Source organism: Sporanaerobacter sp. (assembly GCF_047830725.1).
In the GTDB taxonomy this organism is placed as follows: domain Bacteria; phylum Bacillota; class Clostridia; order Tissierellales; family Sporanaerobacteraceae; genus Sporanaerobacter.
In genome coordinates this window covers 380,747-401,031 of record NZ_CP181252.1, presented here as the reverse complement: position 1 = coordinate 401,031, position 20,285 = coordinate 380,747, and the positions used below count along the sequence as shown (strand labels likewise).

Annotated in this window: 18 protein-coding genes; all 18 read left to right on the top strand. The window is 30.8% G+C overall.

Features of this window, described 5'->3' with window-relative positions; all coding sequences use genetic code 11:
- Positions 1 to 14: 14 nt before the first annotated feature.
- The 18 genes from csaB (at position 15) to ACFWUA_RS01830 (ending at position 20,187) form a co-directional block, all read left to right on the top strand.
- A complete protein-coding gene (gene csaB, locus ACFWUA_RS01915; RefSeq protein ID WP_416198488.1) occupies positions 15 to 1,133 on the top strand; it encodes a polysaccharide pyruvyl transferase CsaB in 1,119 nt (372 codons plus the stop codon).
- Positions 1,126 to 1,881 carry a WecB/TagA/CpsF family glycosyltransferase gene (locus tag ACFWUA_RS01910; RefSeq protein WP_416198487.1) on the top strand — a complete coding sequence of 252 codons (756 nt, stop codon included), beginning with the start codon at positions 1,126 to 1,128 and terminating at the stop codon, positions 1,879 to 1,881. The genes csaB and ACFWUA_RS01910 overlap by 8 nt, the downstream gene beginning before the upstream one ends.
- Positions 1,882 to 1,900: 19 nt before the next feature.
- On the top strand, positions 1,901 to 2,755 hold the full coding sequence (locus tag ACFWUA_RS01905) for a YitT family protein (RefSeq protein ID WP_416198486.1): 855 nt from the start codon (positions 1,901 to 1,903) through the stop codon (positions 2,753 to 2,755).
- Positions 2,756 to 2,770: 15 nt separating this feature from the next.
- The gene (locus ACFWUA_RS01900; protein ID WP_416198485.1) at positions 2,771 to 3,598 is read left to right on the top strand and encodes a transketolase; all 828 of its coding nucleotides are present in this window, start codon (positions 2,771 to 2,773) and stop codon (positions 3,596 to 3,598) included.
- Positions 3,591 to 4,520, top strand: a complete 930-nt coding sequence (locus ACFWUA_RS01895; RefSeq protein ID WP_416198484.1) for a transketolase family protein — start codon at positions 3,591 to 3,593, stop codon at positions 4,518 to 4,520. Before ACFWUA_RS01900 ends, ACFWUA_RS01895 begins: the two co-directional genes overlap by 8 nt.
- A gap of 136 nt (positions 4,521 to 4,656) precedes the next feature.
- Complete coding sequence (locus tag ACFWUA_RS01890) at positions 4,657 to 5,781, top strand: Sapep family Mn(2+)-dependent dipeptidase (RefSeq protein ID WP_416198483.1); 1,125 nt, start codon at positions 4,657 to 4,659, stop codon at positions 5,779 to 5,781.
- 69 nt (positions 5,782 to 5,850) lie between these two features.
- The gene (locus ACFWUA_RS01885; RefSeq protein WP_416198482.1) at positions 5,851 to 6,705 is read left to right on the top strand and encodes an AAA family ATPase; all 855 of its coding nucleotides are present in this window, start codon (positions 5,851 to 5,853) and stop codon (positions 6,703 to 6,705) included.
- Between the two features lie 129 nt (positions 6,706 to 6,834).
- On the top strand, positions 6,835 to 8,604 hold the full coding sequence (locus ACFWUA_RS01880; RefSeq protein ID WP_416198481.1) for a sigma factor-like helix-turn-helix DNA-binding protein: 1,770 nt from the start codon (positions 6,835 to 6,837) through the stop codon (positions 8,602 to 8,604).
- Between the two features lie 47 nt (positions 8,605 to 8,651).
- Positions 8,652 to 8,951 carry a hypothetical protein gene (locus ACFWUA_RS01875; RefSeq protein WP_416198480.1) on the top strand — a complete coding sequence of 100 codons (300 nt, stop codon included), beginning with the start codon at positions 8,652 to 8,654 and terminating at the stop codon, positions 8,949 to 8,951.
- Positions 8,952 to 8,962: 11 nt separating this feature from the next.
- Entirely contained in the window at positions 8,963 to 10,420 is a 1,458-nt protein-coding gene (locus ACFWUA_RS01870; protein ID WP_416198479.1) for a hypothetical protein, read from the top strand.
- Positions 10,413 to 11,603, top strand: a complete 1,191-nt coding sequence (locus ACFWUA_RS01865) for a phosphoadenosine phosphosulfate reductase family protein (RefSeq protein ID WP_416198478.1) — start codon at positions 10,413 to 10,415, stop codon at positions 11,601 to 11,603. Before ACFWUA_RS01870 ends, ACFWUA_RS01865 begins: the two co-directional genes overlap by 8 nt.
- A gap of 685 nt (positions 11,604 to 12,288) precedes the next feature.
- Complete coding sequence (locus tag ACFWUA_RS01860; RefSeq protein ID WP_416198477.1) at positions 12,289 to 13,287, top strand: DNA-methyltransferase; 999 nt, start codon at positions 12,289 to 12,291, stop codon at positions 13,285 to 13,287.
- Complete coding sequence (locus ACFWUA_RS01855; protein WP_416198476.1) at positions 13,277 to 15,274, top strand: ATP-binding protein; 1,998 nt, start codon at positions 13,277 to 13,279, stop codon at positions 15,272 to 15,274. The genes ACFWUA_RS01860 and ACFWUA_RS01855 overlap by 11 nt, the downstream gene beginning before the upstream one ends.
- 1 nt (position 15,275) lies before the next feature.
- Positions 15,276 to 16,616: a hypothetical protein gene (locus ACFWUA_RS01850; protein WP_416198475.1), complete on the top strand. Its 1,341-nt coding sequence runs from the start codon at positions 15,276 to 15,278 to the stop codon at positions 16,614 to 16,616.
- A gap of 175 nt (positions 16,617 to 16,791) precedes the next feature.
- Entirely contained in the window at positions 16,792 to 16,971 is a 180-nt protein-coding gene (locus ACFWUA_RS01845; RefSeq protein WP_416198474.1) for a hypothetical protein, read from the top strand.
- A 114-nt stretch (positions 16,972 to 17,085) separates the two neighbouring features.
- Positions 17,086 to 19,491, top strand: a complete 2,406-nt coding sequence (locus tag ACFWUA_RS01840; RefSeq protein ID WP_416198473.1) for a DEAD/DEAH box helicase family protein — start codon at positions 17,086 to 17,088, stop codon at positions 19,489 to 19,491.
- Positions 19,488 to 19,862, top strand: coding sequence for an HIT family protein (locus ACFWUA_RS01835; protein ID WP_416198472.1), 375 nt, complete (start codon positions 19,488 to 19,490; stop codon positions 19,860 to 19,862). Before ACFWUA_RS01840 ends, ACFWUA_RS01835 begins: the two co-directional genes overlap by 4 nt.
- A gap of 10 nt (positions 19,863 to 19,872) precedes the next feature.
- Complete coding sequence (locus tag ACFWUA_RS01830) at positions 19,873 to 20,187, top strand: phosphoribosyl-ATP pyrophosphohydrolase (RefSeq protein ID WP_416198471.1); 315 nt, start codon at positions 19,873 to 19,875, stop codon at positions 20,185 to 20,187.
- Positions 20,188 to 20,285: the final 98 nt, after the last annotated feature.

Genomic DNA, 20,285 nt, shown 5'->3' with positions numbered 1-20,285 from the left:
AAAGGAGAATATATATGGAAGCAAAACGAAAAATACTCATTTCTGGATACTACGGGTTTGATAATAGCGGTGATGATGCTATTTTAAAAGCTATAGTTAAGGATTTAAGAGAAAATAGTGAAAATATTGAAATTATAGCACTATCAAACAAACCTTCCCATACAAAAAGAATATATGATATTGAAGCTATAAATAGATTCAATATGAGGGAAGTATTGAGAGCTATAAAAAGCTGTGATTTATTCATAAGTGGTGGAGGAAGTTTACTGCAAGATGTGACCAGCACTAGATCAATACTATATTATTTACTTCTTATGAATTTGGCAAAAATGTATAAAAAGCCAGTAATGGTATATGCCAATGGAATTGGTCCCATAAATAAAAAATTTAACAGATTTTTAACCAAAAGAATTTTAAATAAAGTAGATTTAATTTCTCTAAGAGATGAAGATTCTAAAAAATTTCTAGAGCAATTGGGAGTTAAAAACACAAATATTCATGTCACTGCGGATCCTGTGTTTACACTAGCTCCTTCTTCTGAAGCGAGAATATCAGAAATATTTGAAATGGAAAATATACCCGCAGAAAAACCTATGATTGGAATATCAGTGAGACAGTGGAAGAATGACGATGAATTAGTTTCTACTATAGCTAAAACTATAGACTATATTTTAGGTAGCTATGATGTAAATGTATTGCTTGTTCCCATGCACTATCCAGAAGATTTAGATATAAGCATGAAAATAAAAGAAAATGTGAATAGAAAAAACTGTTATATGCTTAAAGAAATGTATAGTGTAGAAGACATAATGGGTATCATAAAAAAAATGGAAATTATAATTGCCATGAGACTTCACTCATTGATATATGCTGCTACTCAAGGTACTCCCATGATTGGTCTAATATATGATCCTAAAATTGAAGGATTTTTAAAGTTTATAGACATGGAATACATGTGTCATATTGAAGATATAGAGCTTGTAGAATTGTATACTGATATTGACAATGTATGGAAAAATAAAGACAATATACGAAGAAAATTGATGGAAAAAGATGAAAAGTTAAAAGGAAAAGCATTAGAAAATGTAAAAATGGCATTGGACCTTTTAAAAGAAGGTGATAAAAATGGATAGTATAAAAATATTTGGTACAAGAGTTGATAAAGTAAGCTTAGATGAAGCCGTAAATATAGTAGAAGAATTTCTCAAAGAAGAAGGGGCAAAGACCATATATACACCCAATACTGAAATAATAATGGAAGCTAGGGAAGATGAAAATTTAAAGGAAATATTAAATAGTGGAGATTTAATCATTCCAGATGGCATAGGACTTATATATGCTTCAAAGATAAAAAAGAAGCCTCTAAAAGAGAGAGTCACAGGATTTGATCTTTCCATGAAAATACTTGAAATAGCCAATAGAAATGGATATAGTTTATTTTTATTAGGTGGAAAAGAGGGAGTTTCAAAAGAAGCAGGAGAAAATATATTGAAAAAATATCCAAATATAAAAATAGCAGGTTACAACAATGGATATTTTAAAGGTGCTCATATAGGCTATCCTGGTCATGAGGAAGAAATAGAAGTTATTGAAAAGATAAATAGCTCAAATCCAGATATTTTGTTTGTGGGATTTGGAGCTCCAAAACAAGAAAAATGGATGGATTTATATAAAGACAAATTGAATTGTAAAGTTCTCATAGGAAATGGAGGAACCATGGATATACTTGCTGGAAAAGTAAAAAGAGCTCCAGAAATTTATCAAAAGCTAGGACTAGAATGGTTTTATAGGCTTGTAAAAGAGCCATCAAGGATAAAAAGGCAAATGGTACTTCCAAAATTTATGCTAAAAATTATATTTGGTAAAAACGTAGTGGAATAGTTGAAAGAGAGGAAAGTGTATGGAAACAGATAAAAGATGGTATAAAGAAATTATTTCTTATATAGGAATTGCTTTAGGAGTTTTTTTAATGGCTGTTTCACTAAACTTTTTTTTAGAACCCAATACCATTGCTCCAGGTGGAGTGACAGGTCTTGCTATCGTAATAAAAAAAGGTACTGGAATACCAGTATATATTACAAACTTGATCATAAATATCCCCCTATTTATTATAGGAGTTAAAACTTTGGGGAAGGCTTTTGGTGTAAAGACTCTTTTTGCAACTTTGACACTTTCATTTTTCTTTAAGATTGTTCCCTATGAAGTAGTCACAAAAGATTTGCTATTATCTGCTGTATTTGGTGGAGTACTTATGGGTATAGGATTAGGAATAGTATTTAAATCTGGTGGAACTACAGGAGGAACAGATTTAGCTGGAGCAATACTAAACAAGGCTATTCCCAAATTTAGCATTGCTACATTTATGATGATGATAGACGTATGTGTCGTAGCAATTGCAGGTATTGTTGACAAGAGTGTAGAAACTTCTCTCTATTCAATCATAGCCCTATATGTGTCTATGAGAATAGTAGATTTACTTCTTGAAGGGGCAGGTTATGTAAAAGCCTTTTTAATAATCACAGAGAAACCAGAAGAAATAAGCAAGGTGCTTATGAAGGATTTAGACAGAGGAGTTACAATGTTTAAGGGAAAAGGCATGTATACAAAAGAAGAAAAAGATGTACTTCTTTGTGTTGTAAATAGATCACAATTTACAAAAGTAAAAGATATAGTCACTAGAGTAGATGAAAATGCTTTTGTCATGGTGACTGAAATGTATGAAGTAATAGGTGAAGGCTTTAAAGAAGTAAAATAAGGTAGGAGGGATAGAATGAAAAATTATGAAGAATTAAAGTCCATTGCAAGTATTTTGAGAATTGACATAATTAAGATGCTTGAAAAGTCTCAATCAGGACATCCAGGAGGTTCCCTTTCCGCTTGTGAAATATTGACTGCTCTTTATTTTAAAGAGATGAATATTGATCCTAAAAACCCACATTGGGAAGATAGAGACAGATTTGTATTGTCAAAAGGTCATGCTGCTCCAGTACTTTATGCAGCATTAGCAGAAAGAGGATATTTTCCAAAAGAAGAATTGAACAGTCTTAGAAAGATAAATTCAATGCTTCAAGGACATCCAGATATGAAAGGAACTCCGGGAGTAGATATGACTACAGGTTCATTGGGGCAAGGTCTTTCAGCAGCTAGTGGTATGGCATTGGCAGGCAAAATTGATAAAAAAGACTACAGAGTATATGCTCTAGTAGGAGATGGGGAAGTACAAGAAGGTATCATATGGGAGGCAGCTATGTCTGCAGCTCACTACAAGCTAGATAATTTAACAGTACTCATGGATCACAATGGTCTACAAATTGATGGGAAAAATGAAGACGTAATGAATATTGAGCCTATAGATGAAAAGTTCAAATCCTTTGGATGGCATGTGATAAAAATAGATGGACACAATTTTGAAGAGATATTTGCTGCATTGGAAGAAGCTAAAAACACCAAAGGTAAACCTACTATGATAATAGCTAGTACAGTTAAAGGAAAAGGAGTTTCCTTTATGGAAAATCAAGCAGGATGGCATGGAAAAGCTCCAAGCAGTGAACAAGCACAACAAGCACTTGAAGAATTGGGAGGTGTAGAGAATGACTAATTCTATGGCTACAAGAGAGGCATATGGAGAAGCACTAAAAAAACTAGGAAGCATAAATAAAGATGTAGTAGTACTAGATGCAGACCTTTCAGGTTCTACAAAAACTGCTGTGTTTAAAAGTGAATATCCTGATAGATTTTTCAATGTAGGTATAGCAGAACAAAATCTTATGGGTACAGCAGCAGGATTAGCTACAGCAGGTAAAATTCCTTTTGCCAGTACTTTTGCTGTATTTGCCACTGGAAGAGCTTTTGAAATAATTAGGAATTCTATATGCTATCCAAAATTAAATGTAAAAGTTGCTGCAACTCACGCAGGACTCACAGTAGGAGAAGATGGAGCAACCCATCAATCTATTGAAGATATAAGTCTTATGAGATCCCTTCCAAACATGGTAGTTTTAAATCCAGCAGATGGAGTAGAAGCAGAAAAGTGTATAATGAAAGCTGCTGAATACAAAGGGCCAGTATATATAAGACTTGGAAGAAGTAAAGTACCTACAATATTTGATGAAAATTATAATTTTGAAATAGGAAAAGGTGTACTATTAAAAGATGGTTCTGATGCAACCATTATAGCTACAGGAATTATGGTTTCAAAAGCATTGGAAGCAAGTAAAATGCTAGAAAAAGAAGGCAAATCCATAAGAGTTATAAACATGTCAACTATAAAACCAATAGACAGTGATATCATCATCAAAGCAGCTAAAGAAACAAAGAAAATAATCACAGTAGAAGAACATAGTATCATTGGAGGATTGGGTAGTGCTGTAGCAGAAGTACTTTCAGAAAACTATCCAGTACCACTAAAGAGAATAGGAATCAATGATACCTTTGGTGAATCAGGAACAGCAGATGATGTACTCGAAAAATATGGCTTAACAGTAGAAAACATCATAAAAACAACCAAAGATTTCATATAGTGGCAAGGGGACGTTTTGTTTGCCACCCTTTTGCCACTATGCCCGTTGTGGTAAGCGTAAAATACATCCAAATAATAATTTGGATGTATTTTTTATGCTATAATATAGGCAATAGATAAGAAAGCTGGGATGAATAGTGGAGAAAATTTTAAACGATAAAATTGAAGAATATAAAGAAGAATTGTTGAAATCCATTGTAGAAGTTGTCAATGTGCCTAGTGTCAAGGGAGAAGCAAAGGATACTGCTCCTTTTGGGCAAGGTCCCAAAGATGCATTGATAAAAGGATTAGAAATAGCTGAAAGACTAGGATTTAAAACGAAAAACTTAGATAATTATATTGGATATGCCCAATATGGCGAAGGTGAAGACTATATAGGAATTTTAGGGCACTTAGATGTAGTTCCTGTAGGAGAAGGTTGGATTTTTCCACCTTTTAGTGGACATATTGAAAATGGGAAAATGTATGGTAGGGGTGTATTGGACAACAAAGGTCCGATTATATCGGCACTTTATGGATTATATGCTATCAAGGAAGCTAAACTTAAATTAAGTAAACCAGTTAGAATCATATTTGGTACCGATGAAGAAAGTGGATTCAATGATATCCCATACTATTTAGAAAAGGAAAAGCCTCCTATAATGGGATTTACTCCTGACTGTCAATATCCAGTTGTCTATGGAGAAAGAGGAAGAGCAAATATTCAATTTCAAATAGAGTACAATGATGAAAATTATGAAAAAGCTTTTAAGGAATTCTCCGATTTTTTAAATACATACATTCTTTCTAGCAAGAAAAATGGCGATAGATTGGGTATTGATTTTGGTGATGAAGAATTTGGAACTATGGAGATGAGAAATTATGATATTGGAATAGAAAAGTCAAAATTTGTATTCAATATTAGTCTAAGCTATCCAGCCATTGTTGGTATTGATGAAATATTAGAAAAGATACAATCAAAGTTAAGTGAAAATATAAAAATGAAATTGCTATTAAACTATAATCCAGTTAAATTTGAGAAAGACTCATTTTTAGTCAAATCTTTGCAAAAAGCATATGAAGAAGTTGCAAATTTAGATGGCACACCTATTACTACAAGAGGAGGCACATATGCCAAGATAATGCCTAATATTGTACCATTCGGACCTTCTTTTCCAGGGCAGGATGGAATATCTCACAATCCAAATGAATATATGGACATAAGCGATATTGTTCTAAATGCAAAGATATTTGCCCAAGCAATATATAATTTAGCAAAATAGGTGGCAAGGGGACGTTTTGTTTGCCACCCTTTGCCATTATTTACAAAATGTTAAATGAGGAAGATGACAATGATTTATTTAAATGCTTTTACATTTCCTAATAGGGATAGGGAATTTGATTTTTTCATTAGTGTAAAAAGAACGTGCTATGATTCGTTCTATCCATTCAATGTATTGTCAAGACATGGTTTTGAAAGAATTGATTTTGAGCCAGTGACGATTTTATATGGGGGAAATGGTTCAGGAAAATCAACAGCATTAAACGTCATAGCAGAAAAAACAGGAATAAATCGTGACTCCATCTACAATAAATCCAATTTCTATATAAACTATGTCGATATGTGCGATATGGAGCTTAGAGATGACATACCTGAAAATAGTAGAATTATCACCAGTGATGATGTATTTGATTATATGCTTAACATTAGGAATCTCAATGAAGGAATTGACCAAAGACGTGAAAAGCTTTTTGAAGAATATTTGGATGCGAAATATTCTGACTTTCAAATGAGTTCTATAAAAGATTATGAGGAACTTAGAAAAATAACTACTGCAAGAAGTAAAACTCAGTCACGTTTTGTGAGAAATGAATTGATGGATAATGTACGAGAATATTCAAATGGTGAGAGTGCATTCTTGTATTTCACAGAAAAAATCGAAGAAAATGGGCTTTATTTGTTGGATGAGCCTGAAAACAGTCTTTCTCCAAAACGTCAAATGGAATTGATGAAATTCATTGAGGACTCAGCAAGGTTCTTTGGCTGCCAGTTCATCATATCAACACATTCCCCATTTTTGCTCTCCATGCATGGAGCAAAAATATATGATCTTGATGCAAATCCAGTTGATGTGAAAAAGTGGACAGAATTGGAGAATGTGAGAACATACTATGAATTTTTCAAAAGACATGAAGATGAGTTTTAAGGTGGCAAGGGGACGTTTTGTTTGCCACCTTTTTTTAGGCAAAATTTTTAGGAAATGAGAAGGAATTTCGTTAAAAATGTAGAAGTAATATATTATATTGGTTATATTGGGAAAATACAGGGTGATTTTATGTATGATGAATTGAGCGTATATGTGCATAGGTCTCTTGAATATCTAAAGATACTAAATGAAATGGATCTTGAATCTGTCGTATACAAATTGTTGAAAAATGCAGAAACTCCTATGAACATAGAAGAAATTGCTGATGAACTATTTTTCATAAATGAAATAGACATGGGAAAACTGGGACTTATACTAAATTGCTATGATTGCATTCATTTTGATGGGGAGAAATATTATTATTCTGAAAAAGAAAAAAGTGCGGAAAATGATATCGCAAATATAATGTATAAAATAAAGTATGTAGATAAGTTAGACTTATTTGAATTAGTTTTCAATTTGTTATACAAAGCAGGAAAACCTTTGCGTGTTTTTCAAATAATAGATATTCTTGGAGTCATTGTGCATGTGGATGAACAAGAATTGGAAGAAATATTGTCAAGTAATGATGAATTTAAGCGTGTTGGATATAAAATATATGTCCTATCCTCTTGGGAAGACTATGAGGATTTTTGTTATGACTTAAATGAAGATATTTTAAAATTCAAAAAGAAATCAAAAATATCAAGTAGAAATTGGGAACTTTTCAAAAGATATGAGCTAGGAAAAAAACAAGTGACTCTCCAAGAGGTTGGAGATATTTATGGGTTGACTAGAGAAAGGGTCAGGCAAATTGTCAAAAAAGTAAGTAAAAAATTCAAACATCACAACTGTAAAAAACAATTTAGAAAATATATATTTTTTGTTCAAGATTTAATTTGTGATTATGGAGTTTTATGTCTAAAGTATAAGAAAGATTTAAGAGAAATTGAAAAAATCTTTGGGGATTGGGATATTATAGAGGCTATAAACTTGTTGAATTTAATAGAAGATAAACTTATAGTTGTGGATAATGTCTATGTTTATACCAAAGATAAATATGAGCATATTCTCAATTATTTAGATTATATAGTTGATAAGAAAAGAAAGAAATTTGTAGGTACTGAAAATTTAGATAATATGTATACTCAACTCAATATAGAAAAATGGAGAGAAAAAGAATTTTTTAAGTCAATTATCCAAAAAGATAAAAGATTTTATATAAATGAAAGTGAAAATTCATGTTATTTTGCAGAAGAACATTTTGATAGATATACCATATTGTATATGATTTTTCAAAAAATTGGAGAACCTGTTCATTATTCAGTTGTAATGGAGGAATATATAAGAATAACTGGAGAAAAAACAAATCTAAGACTTATACTTTCCTATTTAGACAGGAGAAAAGATTTATTTGTTAGGACTTTTACAGGAATTTATGGTTTGAGGGAGTGGGGAGTAGATGAGCATATATTTGTTGTGGATTTGGTAGTAGAATTGCTAGAAAAAAAGCAAAGTGCTATGCATTATCATGATATATATGAATGTATAAAAGAAAAAACTTTGGCAAAAGAGACAACTGTTTATACTTTAATGCAATTAGATGAAAGAATTGCTACTTTAGGACATGGGTTTTATGGACTAGTTTCTCAAGTCCAAAATGGGAATATAAAATATTATTCCAACATTGTTGATGCAAACAACAATAGAAGACTTGGGTATCTGCTCGGGAAAAATATCAATGAGTATGGCAATACTGTTATAGCATATAGACTTGTAGACACCATTATAAATAGCTACAGTATCAAAATACCCAAAATATTTAATATATATTTAAACAATGAGGTATGTGTATTTGATAAAGATCACAACAAATATTCTTGTTCTTTTAACATCAGCCAAATGATCTATACGGTGTAAGCAGAATATTTAAAAGGAAAGAATTGGTTGAGGGAGATATTATAATTTTGGAATTTATATCATCAAATATCATAAGGATATTTACAAAATATGAATATGAAAATGAATATGAAATTTTTGATCATACTGAATGTGAGAGATATATAGAACCATTGGAAGAAATAGATGATGATAATGATTTAATTGAAGTTACCGATATGGATTCACTGCTAAAATTTGGACTGAAGAATGGATTTGTATATTATGAAGATTTAAAGAATATAGACATATCAGAGAAGTACGAAGATGTATTTGAAATGATGGTAGATTTCAATGAAAGAGGAATTAATTTTTTGAATAAAGACTAGGAGTGTTTTGTATGGAAAAAGTAAGCACTTTAGAGTTTGAAGATGATATATTTGAAGAAATGCAAAAATTTGATATTGGCATGAGTTTAGCTAATGCAAAAATAGATTACAAAAGCATTTATGGTAGAGAAGTATCAGAAGATTATATAAAAGCCATATTGATGAAAGATGAGAGATTTATATTTGTCAATAGCAATTATTTTTTATTGAGGGAAACTTTAGAGGCCATAAGAAGCGAGTATGGGAATGACATGGGAGAAATGGAGAAGTTTATCAAGGATAAATATTTTATTAAAGATATTGATAGAAAAGTATTTATAGATGGTAATCAGAGTGCTGAAGTGTGTGAATACGATGCTATGGTTTTAAAATTTAATGACAAGGTATATGAAATAAATGATGAAGATGATTTTTATAAAGCAATAATAGAAAAAGGTGTGATTACATATGATGCAGTGAACGCTATAGCTGAGTATTTAGGAAAAGACTACTATATGTTGGTGGAAGAATTAAATGATATAGGAGTCAATCTTAAATCAGATACTAAATGCATTGCATATAGAAGGAATTCTATTTTAAACACTGAGTATGTGGATAATGGTGAAAATATTTTATTGCTCGATTTGCGTACTAACGAAATAGTAGCTTGTATGATAGTTATATATTTATTAAGGCTGAATTTTGGAAAGATAGATGCAAGTTATTTTTCAGATAAGCATTTAAGTAGTCTATATAAGCTAAATATTATAAATGACTATAAAAACGAGAGAAATATAATTTTGACTTTATATGGCCAAAAAATAATGGAACGGGTTGAAGAATTTTTCAATAAGATATGTTTTACAAATAACATAATAGATGAATTTAATATATGTGAAAATTCAAAAGAACTTGCAAAATCAAAAGGTATAAAGGAAATAGATTGCCCTGACTTATGGAAAATGGTTTCAGAACCTTTCAAGGAAATATATTTAAACAATGCATATTCTAGAACTTTTATTGATTTAGTTAGTGAGGCTAATAGACAGGAAATATACAGTTTAGGAGACATAATACTTTATTATTTAGAGATGGGCAAATATGAAGAGATAAAAAAAATATTTGTTGGTAAAACTGCTACTTCTGGCAACAAACCTATCCAAGAAGGAACGGATATATGTTTTAAATGCAGAATATTTAGATGCTCAAAAGGAATGTGTATTAGTAAAAATAAACTTCTATATTATAGGTCTTGTTATGTGAACAAGGTCATTAAGGAAATTGAAGGAGATATAAATAAATTAGATATACTCATGAAAGATCCTTTAATAATAAAATTTATTGTTCCATATAACCTTACATCAAAAAATAAAATTGTAATGCAAAATATCGGATTGATTGATAGTAAATTTGATATATTGCATAAAAAGGATGGAGAATATTGTTCATTTAAGGATACTTGGATTTTAACGGAGGATGAAAATGATTAGATGGTGTAAAAATTGTAGATATCCCACAAAAAATAAAACGTGTAAATTATGCAATAATAAAACAGAACCTTTGAGTGAAGAGGCTATACCTGTTTTTATGCATGAAAAAATAATTTTATCATATTTACTTAATAAAGATGTAACCAGTGAGCAAGTTTGGAATTTAGGAAGAAATTATTATTTAATAAATGGGGAAAGGATAGTGGTGAATTATTCAAGTATATTGAATAATGAAAGAGAAATAGAGAAAATAAGAGAAAATATATCAAATTATAAAGAAGAAGATAATGAAGAATTTAGTAATTTTGTAGAAGGTAATAAGCAACATTTAGATGAAATAATTATGGAGGCAAATCAATATATAAAAGAAACTGTAAGTAAATATGAGAATTATCAGCCTGTTGTTTCTTGGTCAGGAGGAAAAGATTCAACTGTTACTTCTGATTTAGTTAGAAAAACCACAGGCAATAATACAATACTCCATATTTTCGGAGATACAACTCTTGAATTTCCAACAACATATAAATATTTTGAAGAATTTAAAAAAGATAATATGTTTACCCCATTTATGGCAACATGTTCAGATAAGAATTTTTCTGAATTATGTGATGTTTTTGGGCCACCTAGCAGGGTAATGAGATGGTGTTGTTCTATTTTCAAGACTGGGCCAATTTCAAGAAGCTTTAATGATACTATAGGTAAGAAAATTTTGACATTCTATGGTATTAGAAAAAGTGAATCTGCTTCACGAAGTAAATACTTAAGGACTGTTCAAAGCCCTAAAATTTCGAGACAGATTGTATCAGCTCCTATTATAGAGTGGAGTGATGATGATGTATGGCTATATATTCTTTCTGAAAAGATTAATTTTAATAAGGCATATAAATATGGCTTTAGGAGAGTAGGATGCTTATATTGCCCTAATAATAGTATGTGGTCAGAATTTTTATCATCTATATATTTCAAGGAAGAATATAAGAAATGGAAGGAATATTTATATACGTTTGCAAAAGAAATTGGTAAGGAAGACTATATAGATTATGTAGACACTGGCAATTGGAAAGCAAGACAAGGGGGTTATGGATTAGATAATTCTATGACTAAGCTAGAAAATGTAGAATGTAACTTATATGAAAATGCTCAAAATTATTTTATGAAAAAGCCTATAACCAAAGACAGATAAAAACATTGGATGACGTTGGAAATTTCAATAAAAATTATAACTATTTTGTTGCAATAACTAAGACAAATTTAGATGCGGTATATAGGTTTGGTGACATACCATTAGGAGAATATAAAATCTAGCGATATTATTGTAACAAGCAACAAAGAGATTGCAGATATTTATACAATGGTATTCGAATTATATATAATATATATAAGAAAAATAGTATATAAAAAGCCAGGTTCTTTTGCTTATTTATGAGAAAAATAAGTTTTTGAAATCGAAGCAAATGGCTATAAAACAAATATAATTGATTATGATTTTGTGATAAAAGCACTTTAAGTTTATAAAGTTATATACTCTCCATATATTCTGTTCCAATATATGGAGAATATATGGAGATGGTGGTAAAACGTCCATTTGCCACTTTAAGGAAGGAGGTTAGATTTATCCTAATAATCATGAGTTAGAAGAAGATTTTATTATTTTATAAAACTTTATTAATAAATTAAAAAATGGTTGGAGTATTCCCTTATAAAAAGATTTAGTCATAAAAAGTAGATATAGAAATAAAAAACAACATTAATATATATTAGAGAAAGTTATCGATATTTTCTTTGAAAACAAATAAAAATGATGATATTGTGAAGATGATAAGAAAATTGATGGAATAAAAATTTAGTTAAGGAGTAGATAATGTGACATGGCCAAAATATTGTACAGCACTGATTTAGGTAAATATTATTTAGGTGAATGCACAAAGCAATTAAAAATCCTGGCAAAACAAAAGACTATTAAGGGTAAAGTGCAATTAATAATTACATCTCCTCCATTTCCATTAAATAAAAAAAAGGAGTATGGAAATTTGGAAGGTGACGAATACGTTGAGTGGATTTCGAAACTAGCCCCATTATTTTCTGAACTTCTTGCTGAAGATGGTTCAATAGTAATAGAAATTGGTAATGGATGGGAAAAGGGACGTCCGGTCCAATCCTTATTAAGTATGAAATCATTGATAGCTTTTCTTGAGAACCCAGATGCTAATTTAAGACTTTGTCAAGAATTTATTTGTTATAATCCAGCAAGATTACCATCTCCAGCTCAATGGGTTACCATCAATAGAATAAGAACTATAGATAGTTTTACTCATGTGTGGTGGATGGCAAAAAGCGATTATCCGAAGGCTGATAATAAGAAAGTGCTTAGACCATATAGTAAAAGTATGGAGAAATTATTTAAAAAAGGAACATACAATGCGGGAAAACGTCCTTCAGATCATATAATCAGTGAGGATGGATTTTTAACCCGACATGAAGGAAGTATAATGCCAAATTTTTTGGAATTTGAACCAGTAAATCCAGGGGATAAAGTAAGATTGCCACAAAACACATTAAAGATTGCAAATACTAAATCGAATGATTATTTTACGAGACGTTGTAAGAAACTGGACATGGTACCACATCCAGCAAGGATGCCAATGGAATTAGTTAGCTTTTTTATTGAGTTTCTTACTGATGAAGGTGATTTGGTATTAGATCCTTTTGGAGGCTCTAATACTACAGGTTTTTGTGCAGAACGATTAAAAAGAAGATGGATTAGCATAGAATTAAATAGTAAATACGGAAAGCAATCTGCGATTAGATTTGAAGATCCAACCATAAATGCAAATTTAACGAAAGGGAGTAATTGGGATGAATATTAAAGATACTGTAAAATCGATGGCCAATGTAAATATTTTTGAGGAGGCCAAAGTCAAGGATTTATTCGTGGGAAGACCATATTATCTTGATTATGATAAAGCATTCTTGCTAGTAACTGATGCGTGGAAAGAAAAAGTAGGTGGAATACCCCAGGGGACTTTTTTATTAGCTTTTTATGCAAATGAGGCTGATGATGTTCAAGAATGTCTTCTTTTGAGGGCACTGAAACCATCAAAATTACCAACTGATAATGAGGTAATAGCATCGATGGTTGAGTATTATAAAGATAATATAAAAACTTCTGGGAGATCTAATCAGTTAGATGATTTCACGAGATATTCTTTTAGTTTTTCTGGGCTTGAATGTCGAATATTGGGAACTTTTTATATGGATGATAAACAAAACTTATCTTTTGGAGCAGATGTAGAGAACTATTATAGTGCTCATAATTATGCTGCATACAAGCCAATGGGAAAAGTTTTGGAAAGCATTGTGAATTTTAGGGATGGGAAAACTATTCCTGGTGGGCCTACGGATGTAAAAATAGGAAAAGTCAGATATAGCTCTAGTTTAAGGTTTCAAGAACGGCAAGAAGTAGTTCCAGTATATGTGAGTCCTCAAGACTTTATAGGTAAGAGGACTGCAACATTTGGTATGACGAGAACAGGTAAGTCGAATACAGTAAAGAAAATTATTGAAGCAACTGCTACCATCAGTGAGAAAGCAACAGAGGTTTTACCTATCGACTATGTTAAAGACGATAATGTTGCTGAACTACTTGATCCATTTAATGATAATGGGACGTTAAAATACAAGGTAGGTCAAATTATATTTGACATTAATGGAGAATATGCTAATAAGAATCTGCAAGATGAGGGGACAGCAATATTTGATATGTTTAGTTCGATTACAGAAAGATATAGTGTTCTTGAAAAAGATGGGTTCAAAGTAATGAAAACTAATTTTTATGAAGATATTGGATCTGGCTTTGAATTGATTACTTCATTACTTGCAGATGAAAGTGTAGATTATATCAAAAGTTTTCTTGCGATAGACTTAAAAGAGCCTGAAGCTGCAAATTCTTCTGCACATATTAGGTGGGAAAGAAAAATAGCTGCATATAAGTGCTGCTTGTACAGAGCTGGCTTTGCAGTGGATGATTCTTATAAAGTACGTTTTAGTGGTAACAAAGATTTAAATTTAAAATGTGGTGGGGATCCATCCAAAGGTATTACATTGGAGAAAGCATGTGATTGGTTTACATGGGTTAGAGAGAATGAAGATGATGATTTCTTCATTAATTATAAGAAGAAGAAAGGACATGATTGGGCTGATGAGGAATTAAAATCTATACTTGTCTTTTTGACCAAAAAAAGAACAGCTAAAGGTGCTGCGAATTGTTCTGGGTACAAAAAACTTAACCCTTTAAATGAATATCATACAAATACAACCAAAGAATCATTTTCTCAAGAGATAGTCAGTCATTTAAGAAAAGGTGGCATTGTTATTATTGACCTTTCTCAAGGTTCACCTACAATACAACGAACTTATTCAGAAAAGATTTGTTGGAGTATTTTTAATGATTCAATGAATAGATTTGTCCATATGATGCCGAATAATTTTATTCAGTTTTATTTTGAAGAAGCACATAATTTGTTTCCGAAGAAAGATGATAAGGATTTAAGTCAAATCTATAATAGGATTGCAAAAGAGGGAGCTAAACTAAATATAGGAATGATATATGCAACACAGGAAGTTAGCTCTATTAGTTCTAATATATTAAAGAATACTCAAAATTGGTTTATAGCTCATTTAAATAATGATGATGAACTGAAGGAAATAAGGAAATTTTATGATTTTGATGATTTTTGTGAGAGCCTTGTTAAATATAGTGCTGGTAGTGATAAAGGTTTCATCAGAATGAAAACGTATTCCAACGCCTTTATCGTTCCTGTTCAAATCGATAGATTCTCAGCAAAGGAGGTGTGATATGGGATATAGTAACATATATTCAAATAAACCTTTTGAAAGAGCAAGTAAGACAGCTCACACAGAAATTATAAATGATGAAACAGTCAAAAAATTTATTGAAAATTGTTGGATACCAGCGTCAGAATCTGATGAGAAAGATATTGATCTAATTCGAACTACTATTGACATATCGGATAATAATAATATCCGAAATATTGTAGCTGTTGATGGGGGATATAGGAATGAGATTATTAAAAATGAATTTCCTTCAGCTACGATGGCTTTCTTTCAATTTGGAGTATTGTTTTTTAAACACAAGGATTTAATTGATTTGAAGCAAAAACCATTTATTGATCCAGATGACATGGCTAAACTTCAAGAAATTCAGAGATTTAAACTAGTTATTCCTACCAAGGGAATGACTTATTGTGGAGAAGCTAATTTAACAAATTCTGTAAGATTAGCAATCTATGAATTTTTTATGAATTCAATTGAAGAAAATGGATTAATGAAGGCATTAAAATGGTTGATTTTTTCTGAGTATGAAAGTGAAAGAGATGAGTGGTTTTTGTCATCGTGTCCATGCTGTTCACCAGAAAATAATGGTGGAGTCAAAATTAGGCGCAGAGAACTTGATAATAAATATACAATCAAATGTCCTAGATGTGGCCAGAAAATATATTTAACTGATGTTTTTAGACTTCATGAAGCGATTGATGATGAGCTTGGAGCAGGTGGCATTTTAGGATATGTAACGACTGCGTTTGAGCAACTATTGATTGTATATTTGATTAAAACTATACTTGAAATTAAACCAGAAATTCTGAAAGAGACAATTTTCATAAAAGATGGACCGTTGGCTTATTTTGGACAAACAGCTCGAATTCACCAGCCTATGCGTGAATTAATTAATTATCTTAATGCTAAATATACTATTAATCTAATTGGCTTAGAAAAAAGTGGCAGCTTCGTTGAACATGCAGCTTCTATTTCAGATAGGCTAGAAGAACGAGATGCAATGATTCTAAATAATAGATATATTTATAAATATATCATTCCTGGAGATATAAATTCCAATGATCCATATGCAAGTACAAGTTATTATGGAGCTAAGGTAATTTATAAATCTCAATATGAGAATATTTATGTGGCTACAATACCAACAAAAGAAGCACTTGTATCTCCAAAACTAAGTGATTTAATAAATGCAGAGATTGTTTTGAATACTGTAGCTGATTTGAAATGTGATTTATACTACAATTCTCTGATTCCTGTAGTATTAGCCAACAAACTTGTGTCGCTAGCTGATCATCCTAGCTCAGATATATTGAAAACTTTTGCAAAAGAGAAACTAACATAAATAATTTTTAAAAATAGGGCACATAAATGTGGGTAGAGTATGTGCTGCTTGACGGTTTTTGGTTATGTTATAATATAAATATAAAATGATATTTAAAGGAGATTTTGGGGATAGCTAATAAGGTTTTTGATTTGTTGAAAAAATATATATTGAAATGCAAAAGATGAAGGAAAGCATGGCTACAAAGCAGGATATAGTTAGACTGGAAAATATAATGGGCACAAATGATAAAGTATTATTTGATGGATATAAACAAAACTATGAAAAATTAACTGCACTTGAAAAGAAAGTTGATGAAACTGATAAGAAAGTTGAGAAACAAGATGTTGTAAGAGTAATAAAGGAAATTAAATAAGCTTTAAGTTTTTTCAAAGGTGGCAAGGGGACGTTTTGTTTGCCACCTATTTTTTATTTGGAAAATTTTTAAGGAAAGAAGAAGGAAATTGTAGACAAGTATAGAAGTTATACTATGTTTGCTATTTATGAAAAAGGTGAAAAGATTATGAATGCAATTACTGGACAAAAGAACAATTTATATGAAAGATTAAAATCTGATATAAATGATGCTGTTGAAATGAAATTCATAGTATCATTTTTAATGGAATCTGGTATTAAACTGATTGGGGATGATTTAGAGGTAGCCATTTCAAATGGAACTAAATTAAAAATAATCACTGGAACATATTTAAATATTACGGAGCCATCTTGTATTTACTATCTAAAAGATAGATTAGGAGATAAAGTTGATATAAGATTTTTCAATGTACCTCAAATAGCATTTCATCCTAAAACCTATATAATAAATAAAAAAAGTGAAAGTGTATTGTATATTGGTTCATCTAATATGTCACGTTCTGCTTTGATTGAAGGGGTAGAATGGAACTATAGATTAGATAAAAAATTATCTCCAGAGGATTTTCAGGGATTTGAAGATGAATTTGATTATATATATGAAAACCAGTCAGATGAGGTAACAGATGAAAAGTTGAGACAGTATGCATCTATCTGGGTAAAGCCAAGAATAATAAAACAGATAGAAGAAACTCAAAAAATAGAGGTACCCAAGAAAATTGAGCCTTTTGGTCATCAGATAGAGGCACTTTATGAACTGAAAAAAGCCAGAGAAGAAGGAATAGATAAAGGCATGGTAGTTGCTGCTACTGGGACAGGGAAGACTTATTTGTCGGCTTTTGATTCTTTAAATTTTGAAAAAGTACTGTTTATAGCTCATAGAAAGGAAATTTTGGAACAGGCATATGATTCTTTCAACAATGTGAGACCAAATTCTGATATGAGTTTTTTTATGGGAGATAAAAAGGACACCAAAGGAGATGTAATCTTTGCAAGTGTTCAAACTCTTGGAAAAGATGAGTACCTGTGTGAAGAATATTTTTCTGAAGATTATTTTGATTATATAATAGTTGATGAATTTCATCATGCTGCTGCAGCTACATATACTAGAATAATAAATTATTTTAAACCTAAATTTTTATTGGGATTGACTGCTACACCATATAGGATGGACAACAAGGATATATTTGAAATTTGCAATGACAATATTATTTATGAAATCAATCTAAAGGACGCAATAAATAGGGATATTTTAGTGCCATTTAAGTATTATGGAGTATATGATGATACGAATTATGATGAGATAGAATACAAAAATGGAAAGTACAATATAGAGCAACTGGAAAAATTGCTGTCTACTGAAAAAAGGGCTGATTTAATTCTTTCAAACTATCTAAAATTTGCAGGAAAGCGAACTATAGGGTTTTGCACTTCCATAGTTCATACTGAATATATGGCAGAGTACTTTTCTCAAAATGGAATTAAATCTGTGGCAGTTCACAGCTCAAATAGTAGTTCTAAATATTTCATGGATAGAGATGAGGCAATAGAGAAACTTGAAAGAGGAGAAATTCAAGTTATATTTGCAGTAGATATATTTAATGAAGGAGTAGATATTCCATCTTTAGATACAGTATTGTTTTTAAGGCCAACGGAATCTTATGTGGTGTTTTTGCAGCAATTGGGAAGAGGATTGAGAAAGTTTGAAGATAAGGATTATCTTGTTGTGATTGACTTTATTGGCAATTATAAAAAGGCTCATTATATTCCTAAACTTTTGGCAGGAGAAAATCCTTTATATATAAAGGAAACTTCACCAAAATACATGTGCAATATTGATTTGCCAGAGGACTGTACAACTAATTTTGATTTAAAATTGATGGATTTATTTGAGGAAATGAGAAAAAGAGATCCTCTAAAAAAGAGGATGAGAGAAGAATATTTTAGATTGAAAGAAAGCTTAGAGAGAAGACCTGATAGAGTAGATATTTATCAGGGAATTGATATTCCCATGAGGGAATACTTAAAAAAAGGATATTTAAGGTTTTTGTATGAAATAGATGAATTAAATGAAATTGAAAAGAAATGGATTGATACAGTTGGAGAAGAATTTCTTATAGAAATTGAGAAAACTGCCATGTCCAAATCATATAAAATACCTGTTTTGCTGTCATTTATAAAAGGTGATAAAATGGTTACAGAAGTTTCAATAGAAGAAGTAGGCAAGTCCTTTATGGATTATTATTCAAACGATAAAGTACATAGTAAAGATTTTAGAGATAAAAAACATAAAGATTGGAAACAGTGGAGTTTAGAAAGATATACAAAAGAAGCAGTACAAAATCCAATAAAGTTTTTATCAAGAAGCAAATTTTTTGCTCATGATGAAATCAACAATACATTTAGCATAACGGATGAGCTGAGTCCATTCATTGATGAAAATTTTATAAAACATTATCTGGATATTTTAAAGTATAGAGAAATACAGTATTTTGCTAGAAGGTTCAAGGAGGAAGAAAAATGAGTTGCTTGTTTTGCGGTAGAGAGTTTTTAGATATAATTGCAGAAAATGAACTTGTCTTTGCAATATATGATAAGTATCCTGTAAATTTAGGACATGTATTGATAATACCCAAAAGGCATTATGCTAGTTTTTATGAATCTACAGAAGAAGAGCTTATAGCTATATATGAAATTGTACAAAAATGCAAAGAAATTGTTGATTCTAAATATAAACCGACTGGGTACAATATTGGAATAAATATAAATGAAAGTGCCGGACAAACTATTATGCATCTTCATGTTCATATGATACCAAGATATGATGGAGATGTAGAAGATCCAAGAGGCGGCATAAGAAATTTGAAAACTCAACTTGTACCCTATAAAGGATAGGAGGATGGAAATGGAGAAGGTTTACAACAAATTAGTCAGAGACAATATACCTGAAATTATAGAGAAAGATGGGAAAAAAAGCGTTATAGAAATTATGGATGAAAATGAATTTTTAGAAGAGCTAAATAAAAAGTTGATTGAAGAAACAGAAGAATACATTGAAGATGAAAATATTGAGGAGATAGCTGATATTCTAGAAGTTATACATGGAATATTGAAAGCCAAAGGAACATCTTTTGAAGAAGTTGAAAAAATTAGACTCGAGAAAAGGCATAAAAGAGGCGGATTTGAAGGGAAAATAAAATTAGTCAAAGTTATAGAATAGGTGGTATATTTGCCACCTAAATTTTTAAAATAAGAAGGAAATTGTAGACAAATATAGAATTTATATATTTATTGATATAGCATGGCACAGGGACGTTT

Bases quoted from the DNA above. Each gene is read 5' to 3' on its own strand.
- ACFWUA_RS01840 (WP_416198473.1), top strand. From the start codon at position 17,086: ATGTTTGCTATTTATGAAAAAGGTGAAAAGATTATGAATGCAATTACT.
- ACFWUA_RS01905 (WP_416198486.1), top strand. From the start codon at position 1,901: ATGGAAACAGATAAAAGATGGTATAAAGAAATTATTTCTTATATAGGA.
- csaB (WP_416198488.1), top strand. From the start codon at position 15: ATGGAAGCAAAACGAAAAATACTCATTTCTGGATACTACGGGTTTGAT.
- ACFWUA_RS01910 (WP_416198487.1), top strand. From the start codon at position 1,126: ATGGATAGTATAAAAATATTTGGTACAAGAGTTGATAAAGTAAGCTTA.
- ACFWUA_RS01850 (WP_416198475.1), top strand. From the start codon at position 15,276: ATGGGATATAGTAACATATATTCAAATAAACCTTTTGAAAGAGCAAGT.
- ACFWUA_RS01830 (WP_416198471.1), top strand. From the start codon at position 19,873: ATGGAGAAGGTTTACAACAAATTAGTCAGAGACAATATACCTGAAATT.
- ACFWUA_RS01900 (WP_416198485.1), top strand. From the start codon at position 2,771: ATGAAAAATTATGAAGAATTAAAGTCCATTGCAAGTATTTTGAGAATT.
- ACFWUA_RS01855 (WP_416198476.1), top strand. From the start codon at position 13,277: ATGAATATTAAAGATACTGTAAAATCGATGGCCAATGTAAATATTTTT.
- ACFWUA_RS01860 (WP_416198477.1), top strand. From the start codon at position 12,289: ATGGCCAAAATATTGTACAGCACTGATTTAGGTAAATATTATTTAGGT.
- ACFWUA_RS01870 (WP_416198479.1), top strand. From the start codon at position 8,963: ATGGAAAAAGTAAGCACTTTAGAGTTTGAAGATGATATATTTGAAGAA.
- ACFWUA_RS01880 (WP_416198481.1), top strand. From the start codon at position 6,835: ATGTATGATGAATTGAGCGTATATGTGCATAGGTCTCTTGAATATCTA.
- ACFWUA_RS01845 (WP_416198474.1), top strand. From the start codon at position 16,792: ATGGCTACAAAGCAGGATATAGTTAGACTGGAAAATATAATGGGCACA.
- ACFWUA_RS01885 (WP_416198482.1), top strand. From the start codon at position 5,851: ATGATTTATTTAAATGCTTTTACATTTCCTAATAGGGATAGGGAATTT.
- ACFWUA_RS01895 (WP_416198484.1), top strand. From the start codon at position 3,591: ATGACTAATTCTATGGCTACAAGAGAGGCATATGGAGAAGCACTAAAA.
- ACFWUA_RS01835 (WP_416198472.1), top strand. From the start codon at position 19,488: ATGAGTTGCTTGTTTTGCGGTAGAGAGTTTTTAGATATAATTGCAGAA.
- ACFWUA_RS01865 (WP_416198478.1), top strand. From the start codon at position 10,413: ATGATTAGATGGTGTAAAAATTGTAGATATCCCACAAAAAATAAAACG.